The organism is Pseudarthrobacter sp. NS4, from assembly GCF_024758005.1.
Taxonomy (GTDB): Bacteria; Actinomycetota; Actinomycetes; order Actinomycetales; family Micrococcaceae; genus Arthrobacter.
Window position 1 is genome coordinate 1 of sequence record NZ_CP103288.1, and the last position, 15,059, is coordinate 15,059.

Below are 15,059 nucleotides of genomic sequence, written 5' to 3' on the forward strand. Positions count from 1 at the left end.
ATGACAGTAGACGAAGCCAACCACGCCAATACTGTCGGAAGTTCCTGGCGCCGCGTTGTCAGCCTGCTGGAACAGGACCACCGGGTATCACCGCGGCAGCGCGGCTTTGTCATCCTCGCCCAGGCGCAGGGCCTGATCGGTTCCACCCTCCTGGTGGCGGTCCCCAACGAACTCACCCGCGAAGTACTCCAGACCCAGGTCAAGGATGCCCTGGACGATGCCTTGCACAATGTCTTCTCCGAGGACATCCGCTGCGCCATCGACGTTGACACAGACCTGGTTCCCATCCACGAGGAGCCCGAACCCGTCGTCGAGCCGTCCTTCGCCTCGGATCAGCTGATCGAGCAGAAGCCGCAGCCCATGCTCCCCAGTACCTCCCATGAGTTCGGCCGGCTGAACCCCAAGTACGTCTTCGATACCTTCGTGATCGGGTCCTCCAACCGGTTCGCCCACGCCGCCGCCGTTGCAGTGGCTGAAGCTCCGGCCAAGGCTTACAACCCGCTGTTCATCTACGGCGATTCCGGGCTCGGCAAAACGCACCTCCTGCACGCGATCGGCCACTATGCCCGCCGCCTCTACAGCGGCATCCGCGTCCGGTACGTCAATTCCGAAGAATTCACCAACGACTTCATCAACTCCATCCGTGATGACGAGGGCGCCAGCTTCAAGACCACATACCGGAACGTGGACGTGCTGCTCATCGATGACATCCAGTTCCTGGCCGGCAAGGACCGGACGCTGGAGGAGTTCTTTCACACCTTCAATTCGCTGCACAACAACAACAAGCAGGTGGTCATCACCTCCGACCAGCCGCCCAAGCTGCTCGCCGGGTTCGAAGACCGGATGAAGTCACGGTTTGAGTGGGGCCTGCTGACGGACATCCAGCCGCCGGAACTGGAAACCCGAATCGCCATCCTCCGCAAGAAGGCCCTCAGCGAAGGACTTTCCGCGCCTGATGACGCCCTCGAATACATCGCGTCCAAAATCTCCAGCAACATCCGTGAACTCGAGGGTGCCCTGATCCGGGTCACCGCATTCGCCAGCCTGAACCGGCAACCCGTGGACGTTGCCCTGGCGGAGATGGTCCTCAAGGACCTCATCACAGACGACGGCGCCCAGGAGATCACATCCAGCCAGATCCTCCAGCAGACAGCCGACTACTTCAAGCTCAGCATGGAAGAACTCTGCAGCAAGTCCCGCACGCGCACCCTGGTGACCGCCCGCCAGATCGCCATGTACCTCTGCCGGGAACTGACGGACATGTCGCTGCCCAAGATTGGCCAGGAGCTTGGCGGCCGCGACCACACCACGGTCATCCATGCCGACCGGAAGATCCGTGAGCTGATGGCCGAGCGCCGTGTGATCTACAACCAGGTGACAGAGCTGACCAACAGGATCAAGCAACAACAGCGGGACTCCTGAGCGCCCCACCTATACCTTATTAACAGGTGTATGTGGATAAGCCTGTGGATAGTTAAGGGGACAACCGCGGTTAATGGGCTTAAAACCCTTAAGCCGCCTGTGGATTGGGAAAATCTCCAAAATTCTTATCCCCATCCACACCCTGTTTAAAACCTGCTCCGCCCACAATCAGTGAACAGGCCTTAACCCCCGGAACCCGCGGCCGAGCGAGGTTATCCACAGTTTCCACAGCAGTTATTAACACTACTAATCCCAAGAAATTGATTTCCCTCAAACAACAAGACCGATCCGCATCCCCACGACGGGCGGGCCGGGCGGCCCTTGACCCTTCTGGGCATACCTGGGGGATGGGTTAATCCCGGATCTTCCGGCTAAGCTGTCAGCAGCGCTCCCATCCTCAGGTTCCGGCGTGGTTTCCGTCAGCAGGGACCATGCAGGTTTCAGGTGCGGACAACACTTTCTTGAGATTCCCCACGGGAGTTTCCGGTTCATAGACGCAGCAGCAATGAAAGGCGGCACCCTTCCGTGAAGTTCAGAGTCGATCGGGATGTCCTGGCAGAAGCCGTCACCTGGACAGCCCGGTCGTTGTCTCCGCGGCCGCCCGTGCCTGTCCTTTCCGGCCTGCTTTTGAAGGCTGAAGCCGGAACCGTCAGCCTCTCGAGCTTCGACTACGAGACGTCGGCACGCCTCGAAATCACAGCGGACATTCGGGACGAAGGCACCATCCTGGTATCGGGGCGCCTCCTGGCGGATATCTGCCGCAGCCTTCCTTCAGCTCCTGTCGACATCGAGACCGATGGCAACAAGGTGACTCTCACCTGCCGTCGAAGCAGCTTCCACCTCGCCACCATGCCTGAAGCCGAATACCCGCCGCTGCCGGCCTTGCCGGCCATCAGCGGAACCGTCCCCGGTGACTCCTTCGCACAGGCTGTTTCCCAGGTGATCATCGCCGCCAGCAAGGACGACACCCTCCCCATCCTCACCGGCGTCCGGATGGAGATCGAAGACGACCTGATCACCCTGCTGGCCACCGACCGCTACCGCCTTGCGATGCGTGAAGTCCCGTGGAAACCTGCGACACCAGGCATCTCCACCAGTGCCCTCGTCAAGGCAAAAACCCTCAACGAAGTGGCCAAGACGCTTGGCAACAGCGGCGACATCAACCTTGCCCTCGCGGACGACGACAGCCGGCTCATTGGCTTCGAGAGCGGCGGACGCACCACCACATCCCTGCTGGTTGACGGCGATTACCCGAAGATCCGCTCGCTCTTCCCGGAATCGACACCCATCCATGCCACGGTGCAGACCCAGGAACTGGTGGAGGCTGTACGGCGTGTGTCACTCGTGGCTGAGCGCAACACCCCGGTCCGGCTTGCGTTCACCGAGGGCCAACTCAACCTGGACGCCGGCACTGGCGAGGATGCCCAGGCTTCAGAGGAGCTTGAGGCACAGCTTTCAGGGGATGAGATCACGGTTGCCTTCAACCCCCACTACCTGGTGGAAGGCCTCAGTGTCATCGAAACCAAGTTTGTCCGGTTCTCCTTCACTTCGGCCCCGAAGCCGGCCATGATCACCGCACAGGCTGAGGCGGACGGCGAGGACCAGGATGACTACCGCTACCTGGTGATGCCTGTCCGCCTCCCCAACTAAGTAGCAGCAGGTGTCGTTTAGGACGTCCAAAACGACACCTGCTGCTACCCAGTCGGCACCCCTCCCATCCCTCGCGCAGAAAGAGTTCCACCATGCACATTGGACTGATCGGCCTTGGCAAAATGGGATTCAACATGCGCGAACGGCTGCGCAAGGGCGGCATTGAGGTCACCGGTTACGACCGAAACCCGGATGTCACCGACGTGGCCTCCCTGGATGAGCTTCTCGCCGCTGTCCCATCACCCCGGTTGATCTGGGTGATGGTTCCGGCCGGCGCGATCACCGATGCAGTGATCACCGAACTCGGAGACAAGCTGGACCAGGGCGACCTGGTGATCGACGGCGGCAACTCGCGCTTCACCGAAGACCAGAAGCATGGCGAACTCCTCGCCGCCAAGGGCATCCGCTTCGCTGACTGCGGTGTATCGGGTGGCGTCTGGGGACTGCAGAACGGCTATGGCCTGATGGCCGGCGGGGAGGCGGCAGACATCGAACGCGCCTTGCCGGTCTTTGATGCCCTTCGCCCGGAAGGCGAACGCGAGGACAGCTTTGTGCATGTGGGCGGCATCGGCGCCGGCCACTACGCCAAGATGGTGCACAACGGCATCGAGTACGGCTTGATGCAGGCCTATGCCGAGGGTTACCAGCTGCTTGCTTCCAAGGACATCATCAGTGACTTGCCCGGCACCTTCCGGGCCTGGCAGAAAGGCACGGTAGTCCGGTCATGGCTGCTGGACCTGCTGGTCAAGGCGCTGGACGAGGACCCGGGACTGCAGAACATCGATGACTACGTCGAGGATTCCGGCGAAGGCAGGTGGACCGTGGAAGAAGCCATCGCCAACGCCATTCCCGCACCGGCCATTACAGCCGCACTGTTCGCCAGGTTCGAGTCCCGTGAGGACAGTTCCCCCGCCATGAAGATGGTGTCCGCCCTCCGGCATCAGTTCGGCGGACACGCAACCCGTCCCGCCAAGTAACACCCACCGGGGACCGCCACTGTCCCCAGAATTGTCGAAACCCGCGTGTATCTGGAACACCTTTCACTGACCGATTTCCGAAGTTACGCCCAGGTTGACCTTGCCCTTGCGCCCGGCGTCACCGTACTGGTGGGGTATAACGGCATCGGCAAAACCAACCTGATGGAAGCAATCGGCTACCTCGCCACCCTCAGTTCCCACCGGGTCAGTTCGGACGGACCCCTGCTGCGTTTCGGTACTGACCGGGCACTGGTCCGGGCACGGATTGTCCGCGGCAGCCAGACCACTGTCCTGGAGTTGGAGATCAACGCGGCCCGGGCAAACCGCGGCCGCATCAACCGGAGCAACCCGGTGCGTGCCCGGGACCTGCTGGGCATTTGCCAGACAGTTCTGTTTGCTCCGGAGGACCTGGCGCTGGTCAAGGGGGATCCTTCGAACCGCCGGCGTTTCCTGGACGAACTGCTCGCCAGCCTCGTTCCGCACCATGCCGCCACGCGGAGTGACTACGACCGGGTGTTGAAACAGCGCAACGCCCTGCTCAAGTCTGCCCGCGCCGGAAAGTTCACCCCGGGACACGAGGCAACCCTGGATGTCTGGGACCAGCACATGGCAAAAGCCGGCGCCGAACTGCTGTACGCGCGGCTCGAGCTGGTGGAACGCCTGCGGCCGCACCTTGCCCGGGCCTATGCGGAACTGACGGACGCATCAAAGCCCGCTGACGCCACCTACCGCTCCTCGTTGCAGAACCAGATGGACGACGACGGCGCGGCGCTGGCAGGTGCGCCGCGCTCCGGAGCGCCGGGTGCTGATGCCGAACCGGAGGATTTGCGCAGGCTTTCCGTGGAACAGCTCACTGAACGCTACGTCCGGGCCTTCGCTGAATCGCGGAAAAAAGAGCTGGAACGGGGCATTTCGCTGGTAGGACCGCACCGCGATGAACTGGAACTTGTCCTGGGCCAGGCGCCCGCGAAGGGGTATGCCTCGCACGGCGAAACCTGGTCCATGTGCCTCTCACTTCGTCTCGCCTCCTACTACGTGATGCTCGACGACGCACGCACCGGCGGTTCCGCTCCCATCCTGATCCTCGACGACGTTTTTGCCGAACTGGATGTGCAGCGCCGGCGTAAACTTGCGGCAATAGTCTCCGGCGCGGAACAGGTCCTGGTGACCGCCGCCGTCGACGCCGATATCCCGGAAGAGCTGTCCGGACGGCGGGTGAGGGTCATCCCGGGAGGAATTGATGAGCAGGGACAGTGAAAAAGACGGCGGGCTGCAGCCCGGCCGTGATCCCGACAACATCGATGCCCCGCAGGCAGCACTGAACAGAATGCGCGAGGCCGCCGCTGCGCGCGGTGAAATCCGCAGGAAGGCACAGCGTCCGGGCCAGAAAGCCAAAAACGGGATCCGGGACACCCGCGGTTTCAGCCAGTTCCACGGCACCGGCCGGGATCCCCTGGGCCTGGGCAAAGTGGTGGGCCGCCTCGTGGCTGAACGCGGCTGGACATCACCGGTGGCCGTCGGCTCCGTCATGGCCGAATGGGCCACCCTGGTGGGGCCGGAAATCTCCGCCCATTGCACCCCCGAGAGCTTTACGGACACCACCCTCCACGTCCGCTGTGATTCAACCGCCTGGGCAACCCAGCTCCGGCTGCTCAGTACCAGCCTGCTGGACAAATTCCGCGTGGAACTGGGAGATGGAGTGGTCACCAGTATCCACGTGCTGGGCCCATCGGCACCCAGCTGGCGCAAGGGTGGCCGTACCGTCAACGGCCGCGGTCCACGGGATACCTACGGATAGCCGCCCGCCGGACTATTGAAAATACGCCCTACGGCGTGTAGAGCGCTGGAAGGGCCGGAGGGTGTATAGGCACCCGGGGGCCGTCCCGCTGGGGCTCCCTAGGCGCAGTCAACGGCCTCCGGCAGCCACACTGCCAGCCGTCCGCGGCCCTGGAATGCGGGGATATGGCATGTTTCGCGGTAGAATCGTTGTAGATAACTGGGCGCGGGTGAAACGTTGACTGAGTCCGTTCTCCGTGCGCATCCGGCACGCGGAGTCGGACCCCCAACCGTCAGCAAGTCACCGGCGCCATAAGTTTGTGCCTGTTGGCGGGCGACTTTTCCGAATGGAAGGGGAACCGGCCGGCCATCATCGAGAACAGAGGAGTCGACAGCGCCTGTGGCTAACGACAATACAGATATTCTGGCAGTTGAACCCGCAGTCGAGGATGCCCGTACGCCTGACACCCCGGCGGAATCTGCGAAACCGCGGGAGTACGGTGCCAGCGACATCACTGTCCTCGAAGGCCTGGAAGCCGTCCGGAAACGTCCGGGCATGTACATCGGCTCCACCGGACCCCGCGGGCTCCACCACCTGGTGTACGAAGTGGTGGACAACTCCGTGGATGAAGCCCTCGCCGGCTACTGCACCCACATCGAGATAGTCCTGCAGGCCGACGGCGGCGTCAAAGTCGTGGACGACGGCCGCGGCATCCCCGTGGACATGCATCCCACCGAGCACAAACCCACCGTCGAAGTGGTCATGACCATCCTGCACGCCGGCGGCAAGTTCGGCGGCGCAGGCTACGCGGTCTCCGGCGGCCTGCACGGCGTGGGCATCTCCGTTGTCAATGCGTTGTCCAGCCGGGTGGACACCGAGGTCCGGCGCCAGGGCCACGTCTGGCGGATGTCCTTTGCCGATGGCGGCAAGCCCCAGGGCAGCCTGGTCAAGGGCGAAGAGACGGACCACACCGGCACCACCCAGACCTTCTATCCCGACCCGGCGATCTTTGAATCCACCGAGTTCGATTTCGAGACCCTCCGTGCCCGCTTCCAGCAGATGGCCTTCCTTAACAAGGGCCTGCGCATCACGCTGACGGACGAGCGCACGCCCACCACCGAGGACACCGACGAAGACCTGGACCTTGATGGCATTGCCACCGAAGGCGAGGTCAGCGCGGAACACCGCACAGTGGTGTACCAGTACGACGAAGGCCTGCTGGACTACGTCAAGCACCTGAACTCCGGCAAGAAAGTGGATGTTGTCCACGAGGATGTCATCGCTTTCGAAACCGAGGACAAGGAACGCCGGATCGCCCTGGAGATGGCGATGCAGTGGACCAACGCCTACTCCGAGAGTGTCCACACCTACGCCAACACCATCAACACCCATGAGGGCGGAACCCACGAAGAGGGTTTCCGTGCCGCCATGACGTCCCTGATCAACCGCTATGCGCGCGAGAAGGGAATCATCAAGGAAAAAGACGACAACCTCACCGGTGACGACATCCGTGAAGGCCTGACGGCCGTCATCTCCGTCAAGCTGTCAGAGCCACAGTTTGAAGGCCAGACCAAGACCAAGCTCGGCAACTCCGAGGTGAAGGGCTTCGTCCAGCGCGTGGTCACTGATGGCCTCGGCGACTGGCTGGAGCGCAACCCCGGCCCCGCCCGGGACGTGATCCGCAAGGCGATTTCTGCAGCCCAGGCCCGCATGGCGGCACGCAAGGCACGAGATAACGCGCGCCGGAAGAGCCCCCTGGAGTCCTTCGGCATGCCCGGCAAGCTCTCCGACTGCTCCTCGAAGGACCCGGAGAAGTGCGAGGTCTACATCGTGGAGGGTGACTCGGCAGGCGGATCCGCCAAGCGCGGCCGCAACCCCGAGACCCAGGCGATCCTGCCGCTGCGCGGCAAGATCCTGAACGTGGAGCGTGCCCGCCTCGACAAGGCGCTCGGCAACGCCGAGGTCCAGTCCATGATCACGGCCTTCGGCACGGGCATCGGCGAAGACTTCGACCTCTCCAAGCTGCGGTACCACAAGATCGTCCTGATGGCCGATGCCGACGTTGACGGCCAGCACATCACCACGCTGTTGATGACCCTCCTGTTCCGGTACATGCGCCCCCTGATCGAAAACGGCTACGTCTACCTGGCGCAGCCGCCGCTGTACCGGATCAAGTGGTCCAACGCCGCCCACGACTACGTCTACAGCGACCGTGAGCGTGATGCCAAGCTGGTGGCCGGCCAGGCCGCCGGGCGCAGGATCCCCAAGGACAACGGCATCCAGCGGTACAAGGGCCTCGGCGAAATGGACTACACCGAGCTGTGGGACACCACCATGGACCCGGACAACAGGACGCTGCTGCAGGTCACCATGGACGACGCCCTCGCCGCCGACCAGATTTTCTCTGTCCTCATGGGCGAAGACGTGGAATCACGCCGCAACTTCATCCAGCAGAACGCCAAGGACGTCCGATTCCTCGATATCTAGAGCGCCGCTCCTTATATTCGAAATCTGACATATACCTGAAACGGAAATAAATTAATGAGCGACGAAACACCCGAGAACCCGGCATCCGACGCCGGGACACCGGACACCGTTCTTGAAGGCGACGTGCTGATTGACCGTGTGGAACAGGTTGACCTGCAGACGGAAATGCAGCGGTCCTACCTGGACTACGCCATGGCCGTCATCGTGGGCCGTGCCCTCCCCGATGTCCGTGACGGGCTCAAACCAGTCCACCGCCGCGTGCTGTACGCGATGTTCGACGGCGGCTACCGCCCCGACCGTTCCTTCAACAAGTGCGCCCGCGTGGTGGGCGAGGTCATGGGCCAGTACCACCCGCACGGCGACACCGCCATCTACGATGCGCTGGTCCGCCTGATCCAGGACTGGACCATGCGGTACCCGCTGGCGCTTGGCCAGGGAAACTTCGGGTCCCCGGGCAACGACGGCGCAGCCGCGCCGCGTTACACCGAAACCAAGATGGCGCCCCTGGCCATGGAGATGGTCCGCGACATCGACGAGGAAACCGTCGACTTCCAGGACAACTACGACGGCAAGAACCAGGAACCCACCATCCTGCCGGCCCGGTTCCCCAACCTGCTGGTCAACGGATCGTCCGGCATCGCCGTCGGAATGGCCACCAACATCCCGCCGCACAACCTCCGCGAAGTGGCAGAGGGCGTGCAGTGGTACCTGGCCAACCCGGGTGCCAGCCGCGAGGAGCTGCTGGAAGAACTCCTGCTGCGGGTCAAGGGTCCCGATTTCCCCACCGGCGCCACCATTCTGGGCCACAAGGGCATCGAGGACGCCTACCGCACCGGCCGCGGCTCCGTCACCATGCGTGCCGTGGTTAACGTTGAGGAACTTCAGGGCCGTACCTGCCTGGTGGTCACCGAGCTTCCCTACCAGGCCAACCCGGACAATCTGGCCATCAAGATCGCCGAACTGGTCAAGGACGGCAAGATCCAGGGCATCGCCGACCTTCGCGACGAAACTTCAGGCCGCACCGGCCAGCGGCTGGTCATCGTCCTGAAACGCGATGCAGTGCCGAAGGTGGTCCTGAACAACCTCTACAAGCACACCGAGCTGCAGAGCAACTTCTCCGCCAACATGCTGGCGATCGTTGACGGCGTGCCGCGGACCCTCAGCCTGGATGCCTTCATCCGGCACTGGGTGACGCACCAGATGGACGTCATCGCACGGCGCACCCGCTACCGCCTGCGTAAGGCGGAAGAGGAAGCCCACATCCTCCGCGCGCTGCTCAAGGCACTGGACATGCTGGATGAAGTCATCGCCCTCATCCGCGCCTCCAACACCACCGAAGCAGCACGTGACGGGCTGATGGAGCTGCTGGACATCGACGAACTGCAGGCCAGGGCCATCCTGGACATGCAGCTGCGCCGCCTGGCCGCCCTGGAACGCCAAAAGATCCAGGACCGGCACTCCGAACTCGAGGCGTTGATTTCCGAATACAACGTCATTCTCGGCTCAGAGCAGCGGCAGCGGGAAATCATCAGCACCGAACTCGGCGAGATCGTGGACAAGCACGGCGATGACCGGCGCACCAGGATCCTCATGGGTTACGACGGCGACATGTCCATGGAGGACCTCATCCCCGAAGAGGAGATGGTGGTCACCATTACCCGCGGCGGTTACGTCAAGCGGACCCGCAGCGACAACTACCGCTCACAGCAGCGCGGCGGCAAGGGAATCAAGGGCGCGCAGCTCCGGGGCGACGACGTGGTGGAACACTTCTTCGTCACCACCACCCACCACTGGCTGCTGTTCTTCACCAACCTCGGCCGCGTATACCGGGCCAAGGCCTATGAGTTGATAGAGGCAGGCCGCGACGCCAAGGGCCAGCACGTGGCCAATCTGATGGCGTTCCAGCCCGACGAACACATCGCCCAGGTCCTGGACCTGAAGGACTACCAGCAGGCACCGTACCTGGTGCTGGCCACCAAGCGCGGCCTGGTCAAGAAGACACGGCTGGAGGATTACGACACCAACCGCTCCGCCGGCGTGATCGCCATCAACCTCCGTGACGGCGACGAACTGGTGTCCGCGCAGCTGGTGTCCGAAACGGATGACCTGCTGCTGGTTTCCCGCAAGGGCCAGTCCATCCGCTTCACAGCCACCGAGGATGCGCTCCGGCCCATGGGCCGGGCCACCTCCGGCGTCACCGGGATGAAGTTCCGTGAGGAGGATGAGCTGCTGGCCGCCAACGTGGTCACGGACGGTTCCTACGTGTTCATCGTGACCGAAGGCGGCTATGCCAAGCGCACCGCCGTGGAGGAATACCGCCTCCAGGGCCGCGGCGGCCTGGGCATCAAGGTGGCGAAGCTTGCCGAGGAACGCGGTGACCTGGTGGGGGCCCTCATCGTCCAGGAGGAGGATGAAGTGCTCGTGGTCATGGAAGGTGGCAAGGTTGTCCGCTCCTCCGTGTCCGGCGTGCCCGCTAAGGGACGCGACACCATGGGCGTCATTTTTGCCAAGCCGGACAAGAACGACCGGATCATCGAAGTGGCACGCAACAGCGAACGCGGTCTCGAGGGCGAGGAATCGCCGGCGGATGACGTAACGTTGGCTGAAGATGGCGGGGCCACTGGGGAATCCGCCGAGCCAGCAATGGCAGAAGAATCACCGGCCGTTGAGTCAGAGGACGCCTCGGGCGACACTGAGCCGAACGAAGACAACACGGAGGTAACGAGTGAGTAATCCCGACTCATTTCCCAAGCCGGGCAGTACTGTTCCCGACGGAAACCGGCCCTTGGCGGCACCCCGCGTGAACGCCCCCGTTCGTCCGCAGCAGCGGCCGCCGGCACCTGCCGCAGCCCCGGGCCAGCGTCCTGCTGCCCCCGGCCAGCGCCCTGCAGCCGAACGCCCCACGCAGGCACAGCCCGGCCAGCCCCCGGTACAGGGCCAGCCCGGCCAGCGTCCGGCACAGGGGCAGCCTGGTCAGCGGCCCGTGCAAGGCCCCCGGCCTGCAGCGGCCGGCCAGCGTCCCGCGGCAGGTGCTCCCGGGCAGGGGACTCCCGGCCTGGTCAAGCCGGCGCCGAAGGCAAAAGTCCGCCGCGCGCGGCTGCTGATCAGCAAGGTGGACCCCTGGTCCGTTCTGAAGATGGCCTTCCTGCTGTCGGTGGCTTTGGGAATCGTCACCGTGGTGGCCGCCATCGTCCTGTGGACCGTTCTTGACCTCACCGGCATCTTTGACCAGGTGGACAGCCTGCTGGGCACGCTGGCGGGCTCTGAAGGCGGCGGCTTCGAACTGAAGAAGGTCGCTTCCCTGGGGCAGGTGGCTTCATTCGCCACCATCATCGCCGTGGTGAACGTGGTCCTGCTGACCGCACTCTCCATGCTCTCGGCCGTTCTGTACAACATCTCGGCCACCCTTGTGGGCGGCATCGGGGTCACCCTCACCGACGATTAGGATCCCGTTTCCGCCGGCCCCCGGCCTGCGGAAAGGCCCGATTTGAGATCGGGCCGGGATGTGCTGTAAAGTCATGTCTCGGCCCGATGAGGCATCGGGGCGTATAGCTCAGGCGGTTAGAGCGCTTCGCTGATAACGAAGAGGTCCCAGGTTCAAGTCCTGGTACGCCCACGGAACCTGTGCAGGTTCAAGTGGAGGTTTGGTTCGGGGTAATCCCAGGCCGGACCGGAACGGGGAGCATGTGAAGAAGTTGCTGGTACTTGCAGCTGCGATCGCAGGCGTCCTGGTCTACCGGAAAGCACAGGAATCCGAGGCCCGGAAAGAGGTCTGGAGCAAGTCAACCGATACGGTGGACTAGCCTGGATATCCGGTCCGGGAGCTGGTCAAAGGCTCTCCGGTTCCAGGGTATGATTGACGGGTTGCTTCTTATGGGGGCATGGCGCAATTGGTAGCGCACCTGCTTTGCAAGCAGGGGGTTCGGGGTTCGAGTCCCCGTGCCTCCACCATAGGAAAGTCCCGGTCAGCGGAAACGCTGGCCGGGACTTTTGTTTGTCCCCTCCCCGGATATGCCGGGCATTAGGGTTGTGCAGTGAACTTCTTTCTCGCCGCCGTGGGTGTCCTGGGTGTTGCGTCTTCAGGACCGCTAATTGCCGCCACCCTCGGTGCGAGGGACTCAGCGTTGCCTTCGCCGGCGTCGTGACCATTACCGGGTTCGACATGGGTTCCTCCCCGGATGCGCTGCTGGGGGACCTGCTGGCCGTCACCGGCGGAGCCCTGGCCGGCCTCTACACGCTCGCCGGAGGCAAAGCCCGGCAAAGCATGACCACAGGAACGTACATCACGCTCTGCTACGGGATGTGCGCAGCCTTGGTGGCACTTCTGGCGCTGTTGGGAGGACAACCCCTGGTGGGCTGGGCTTCCAGGCGGCGGGATGGCTGGGAATTGTTGCCATTACCGTCTGTGCGCAGCTCGTGGGCCACACCGCGTTCAACCACCTGCTCGGCACCATGAGCCCGCTGCTGGTCTCGATGATCATCCTCCTGGAGATTCCGGGCGCGGCCCTGCTGGCGGCGGTGTTTCTCGGGGAGACGCTTCCCGCCGGCACCTATTCCGGGCTCGGCCTTATCCTGGCGGGACTCACCGTCGTCGTCCTGGGGCAAAAGCCTGGGCGCCCGGAAATGCGGGGGAAGGCACCGCGGCACGAACCGCCGTCGGACCGCCCCCTGGCCGAGCTGGGCACCGACTAGCCAAACTCACCCTGGCTGGCTGGCTGGCTGGCTGGCCGGGCCGGAGGACCTGCTCCCGGCAGGGTGCTGCTACTGGCCGCCGCGGCGGGCGGGCTGCGCTGTGTTCACGGTGTGGATGGCCCGGAGGAGCTTGGCCGGGAAGTACACGGAGAAGAAGACCACCATGGGCGCCTTCAGTGCCATTTTCTTGACGTTGTGTGCTTTGTAGGTGCGGTCGAACCGCGTCACGTAGTACCGGTAGTCGCGCGGGGAATCTTCAAGCCGCCGGGCCGACATCCCGGAAACCATCTGAGGGCAGTACTGGACCTTCAGTTCGTGGTCGGCCAAGTGCAGCGACAGGTCGATATCCTCGTGCATCTCGTCTTTTTCATCGCGGCAGGTCTCAGCCCGGATGGTTTCCCAGGCGGAAGCGCGGAGGGCCATGTTCGAGCCGAAGAGAAAATGGTACTGGTGCTTGGCCAGCTTCAGCATGAGCTGGCGCATCTTGTCGTCAGCTTTGAGGCCGAAACGCCGCATCGGCATGTCGTAGTAGACCACCGGACCGGTGGCTGCCTGGACAGAGGGGTCGAGGAACGCGGTCTGCACCTGCTCCACCCAGTCGGGCTCCAGCACGGAATCGGCATCGATGCGTCCCAGGACGTCACCCGTGGCGTTATCCAGGCCGAAGTTGCGGGTGGGAATGAGGCCCTGTGCCCGGTCCTGCTTCAGCAGAATGACGGGGCTTTCCGGGTACTCGAGCTGCATCTGCTGCACGATCTGGGCTGTGCGGTCTTTGGAAAGGTTGTCCACCACAATGATTTCGTGGGCGGGGACCGACTGGTAGATGGCAGCTATGAGGCACTGCCGGATGACGCTCTCTTCGTTGTACGCCGGGATAACGATGGACACACGGGGCAGCTCGGCTGCGTCGTTCAAGGTATCCCCAAGGGATTGATCGGCTGACATCACTTCAAATCTAGCACCGCGGTGCTGTGCTGCCCGGGAGGGGGCCCAATTCTTCCAACGCGGTGGGCAGCAGTTCCAGAGACAGCGGAAGGAGCCCTGTTGAAAACAGGACCCCTTCCGGTGCGTGCGGGAGACTAGGACTGGCTGGTGCCCTTGTCCCCGTTGTTGATGTTGGCGGCGATGTTCTTCGCTGCCGTCTTGGCATCGGTGGCAGCCTTGGTGGTGCTTTCGGAAGCATCCTCGGCCACGTGCTTGGCCTTTTCGGCAGCCTCGGAGGTCTTGTCAGCACCGGCAGCGGCGAAGGACGCGGTGGCATCGGCAGCCTTGTCCGCGGCATCCACAGCGGTGTCCGTGACGTCGTTGACGGTGGTGGCCGGAACGGGAGCGGGCGTCGGAGTAACCGGCGAGGGCGTCTTCCACGGGTCATCAACAGGCTTGGAGGCCTTCCAGGCGGCAACTCCCGCCGCCACAGCTGCGGCGATCACGCCAAAGACCAGCCAGCCGCGCTGTTTCTTTACCGGCTCAGGCTCAAGGAGCTGGATGTCTGCGGCGCGGCCGAAGCGGGTCGCGGCTTCCTTGAGCTGGCTGCCGGTGGCCTGGGCCTGCTCCTGGAGTACGTGGACGATTCCTACATCACCGAGCTTCCGGGCTACAGCGTCAACGCGGTCGGGCGTGCCTTCCAGGGTGCGGTGAACGGCATCCGAGGCGAGGCCGATTTGGTCCGACAGCCGCGGCAGGTAATCCACAACAACGCGGTCACGCGCGTTCAGCACGACCGGGGTGGCCTTGTCCAGGGCCTCATGCAGGCGCGGGGAAGCCCCGTCCACCACGTCATTGATCCGTGGGGCAAGCTGCGCCAGGCCGTCCTGGATTCGGGGAGTCACAGTAGCAACGCCGTCGGCCAGGTTGTGCGCTGCGGTATCCAGGCCGTGCTGGAGACGGGGAACCGCCCAGTCGACGGCTGCTTCCACACGGGGGGCTGCCCAATCCTTGGCATTCTCTACGGCGCCAATGACTGACAGCTCAAGGTCACGGGCAATACGATCCGATTTCTTCACAACTACCTCCCGATTAATGTGACGGTCTGTGGTTAGCCTACGTGCCTTGGT

General features: G+C 63.5%; 11 protein-coding genes, 2 tRNA genes and 1 pseudogene. 12 read left to right on the forward strand and 2 right to left on the reverse strand.

The features are described from left to right. The 12 genes and pseudogenes from dnaA to NXY83_RS00060 all read left to right on the forward strand — a co-directional run. Positions 1–1,422, forward strand: a complete 1,422-nt coding sequence (gene dnaA, locus NXY83_RS00005; RefSeq protein ID WP_258804091.1) for a chromosomal replication initiator protein DnaA — start codon at positions 1–3, stop codon at positions 1,420–1,422. A 525-nt stretch (positions 1,423–1,947) separates the two neighbouring features. Next, positions 1,948–3,072 carry a DNA polymerase III subunit beta gene (dnaN, locus tag NXY83_RS00010; protein WP_258804092.1) on the forward strand — a complete coding sequence of 375 codons (1,125 nt, stop codon included), beginning with the start codon at positions 1,948–1,950 and terminating at the stop codon, positions 3,070–3,072. A 92-nt stretch (positions 3,073–3,164) separates the two neighbouring features. Then, complete coding sequence (gene gnd, locus NXY83_RS00015; RefSeq protein WP_258804093.1) at positions 3,165–4,049, forward strand: phosphogluconate dehydrogenase (NAD(+)-dependent, decarboxylating); 885 nt, start codon at positions 3,165–3,167, stop codon at positions 4,047–4,049. 45 nt (positions 4,050–4,094) lie between these two features. Then, positions 4,095–5,306 (forward strand): DNA replication/repair protein RecF, encoded by a 1,212-nt coding sequence (gene recF / locus NXY83_RS00020; protein ID WP_258804094.1) that lies wholly within the window; start codon positions 4,095–4,097, stop codon positions 5,304–5,306. Next, positions 5,290–5,847 carry a DUF721 domain-containing protein gene (locus tag NXY83_RS00025; protein ID WP_258804095.1) on the forward strand — a complete coding sequence of 186 codons (558 nt, stop codon included), beginning with the start codon at positions 5,290–5,292 and terminating at the stop codon, positions 5,845–5,847. The genes recF and NXY83_RS00025 overlap by 17 nt, the downstream gene beginning before the upstream one ends. Positions 5,848–6,225: 378 nt before the next feature. Continuing rightward, positions 6,226–8,313, forward strand: a complete 2,088-nt coding sequence (gyrB, locus tag NXY83_RS00030; RefSeq protein ID WP_309484109.1) for a DNA topoisomerase (ATP-hydrolyzing) subunit B — start codon at positions 6,226–6,228, stop codon at positions 8,311–8,313. A gap of 54 nt (positions 8,314–8,367) precedes the next feature. Then, on the forward strand, positions 8,368–11,046 hold the full coding sequence (gyrA, locus tag NXY83_RS00035; protein WP_258804096.1) for a DNA gyrase subunit A: 2,679 nt from the start codon (positions 8,368–8,370) through the stop codon (positions 11,044–11,046). Next, the gene (locus NXY83_RS00040) at positions 11,039–11,758 is read left to right on the forward strand and encodes a DUF3566 domain-containing protein (protein WP_258804097.1); all 720 of its coding nucleotides are present in this window, start codon (positions 11,039–11,041) and stop codon (positions 11,756–11,758) included. Before gyrA ends, NXY83_RS00040 begins: the two co-directional genes overlap by 8 nt. 97 nt (positions 11,759–11,855) lie before the next feature. Then, positions 11,856–11,929 (forward strand) — tRNA-Ile (locus NXY83_RS00045). Positions 11,930–11,999: 70 nt separating this feature from the next. After that, positions 12,000–12,116, forward strand: coding sequence for a DLW-39 family protein (locus NXY83_RS00050; RefSeq protein WP_258804098.1), 117 nt, complete (start codon positions 12,000–12,002; stop codon positions 12,114–12,116). 72 nt (positions 12,117–12,188) lie between these two features. Next, positions 12,189–12,264 (forward strand) — tRNA-Ala (locus NXY83_RS00055). Between the two features lie 163 nt (positions 12,265–12,427). Beyond that, positions 12,428–13,005: pseudogene (locus NXY83_RS00060) on the forward strand (DMT family transporter); the annotation flags it as partial. 69 nt (positions 13,006–13,074) lie between these two features. On the opposite strand, the gene NXY83_RS00065 reads toward NXY83_RS00060, so the two are convergent. Together NXY83_RS00065 and NXY83_RS00070 are read right to left on the reverse strand one after the other, a co-directional pair. Then, positions 13,075–13,950, reverse strand: a complete 876-nt coding sequence (locus tag NXY83_RS00065; RefSeq protein ID WP_258804099.1) for a glycosyltransferase — start codon at positions 13,948–13,950, stop codon at positions 13,075–13,077. A 134-nt stretch (positions 13,951–14,084) separates the two neighbouring features. Next, positions 14,085–15,008, reverse strand: coding sequence for a hypothetical protein (locus NXY83_RS00070; RefSeq protein ID WP_258804100.1), 924 nt, complete (start codon positions 15,006–15,008; stop codon positions 14,085–14,087). Positions 15,009–15,059: the final 51 nt, after the last annotated feature.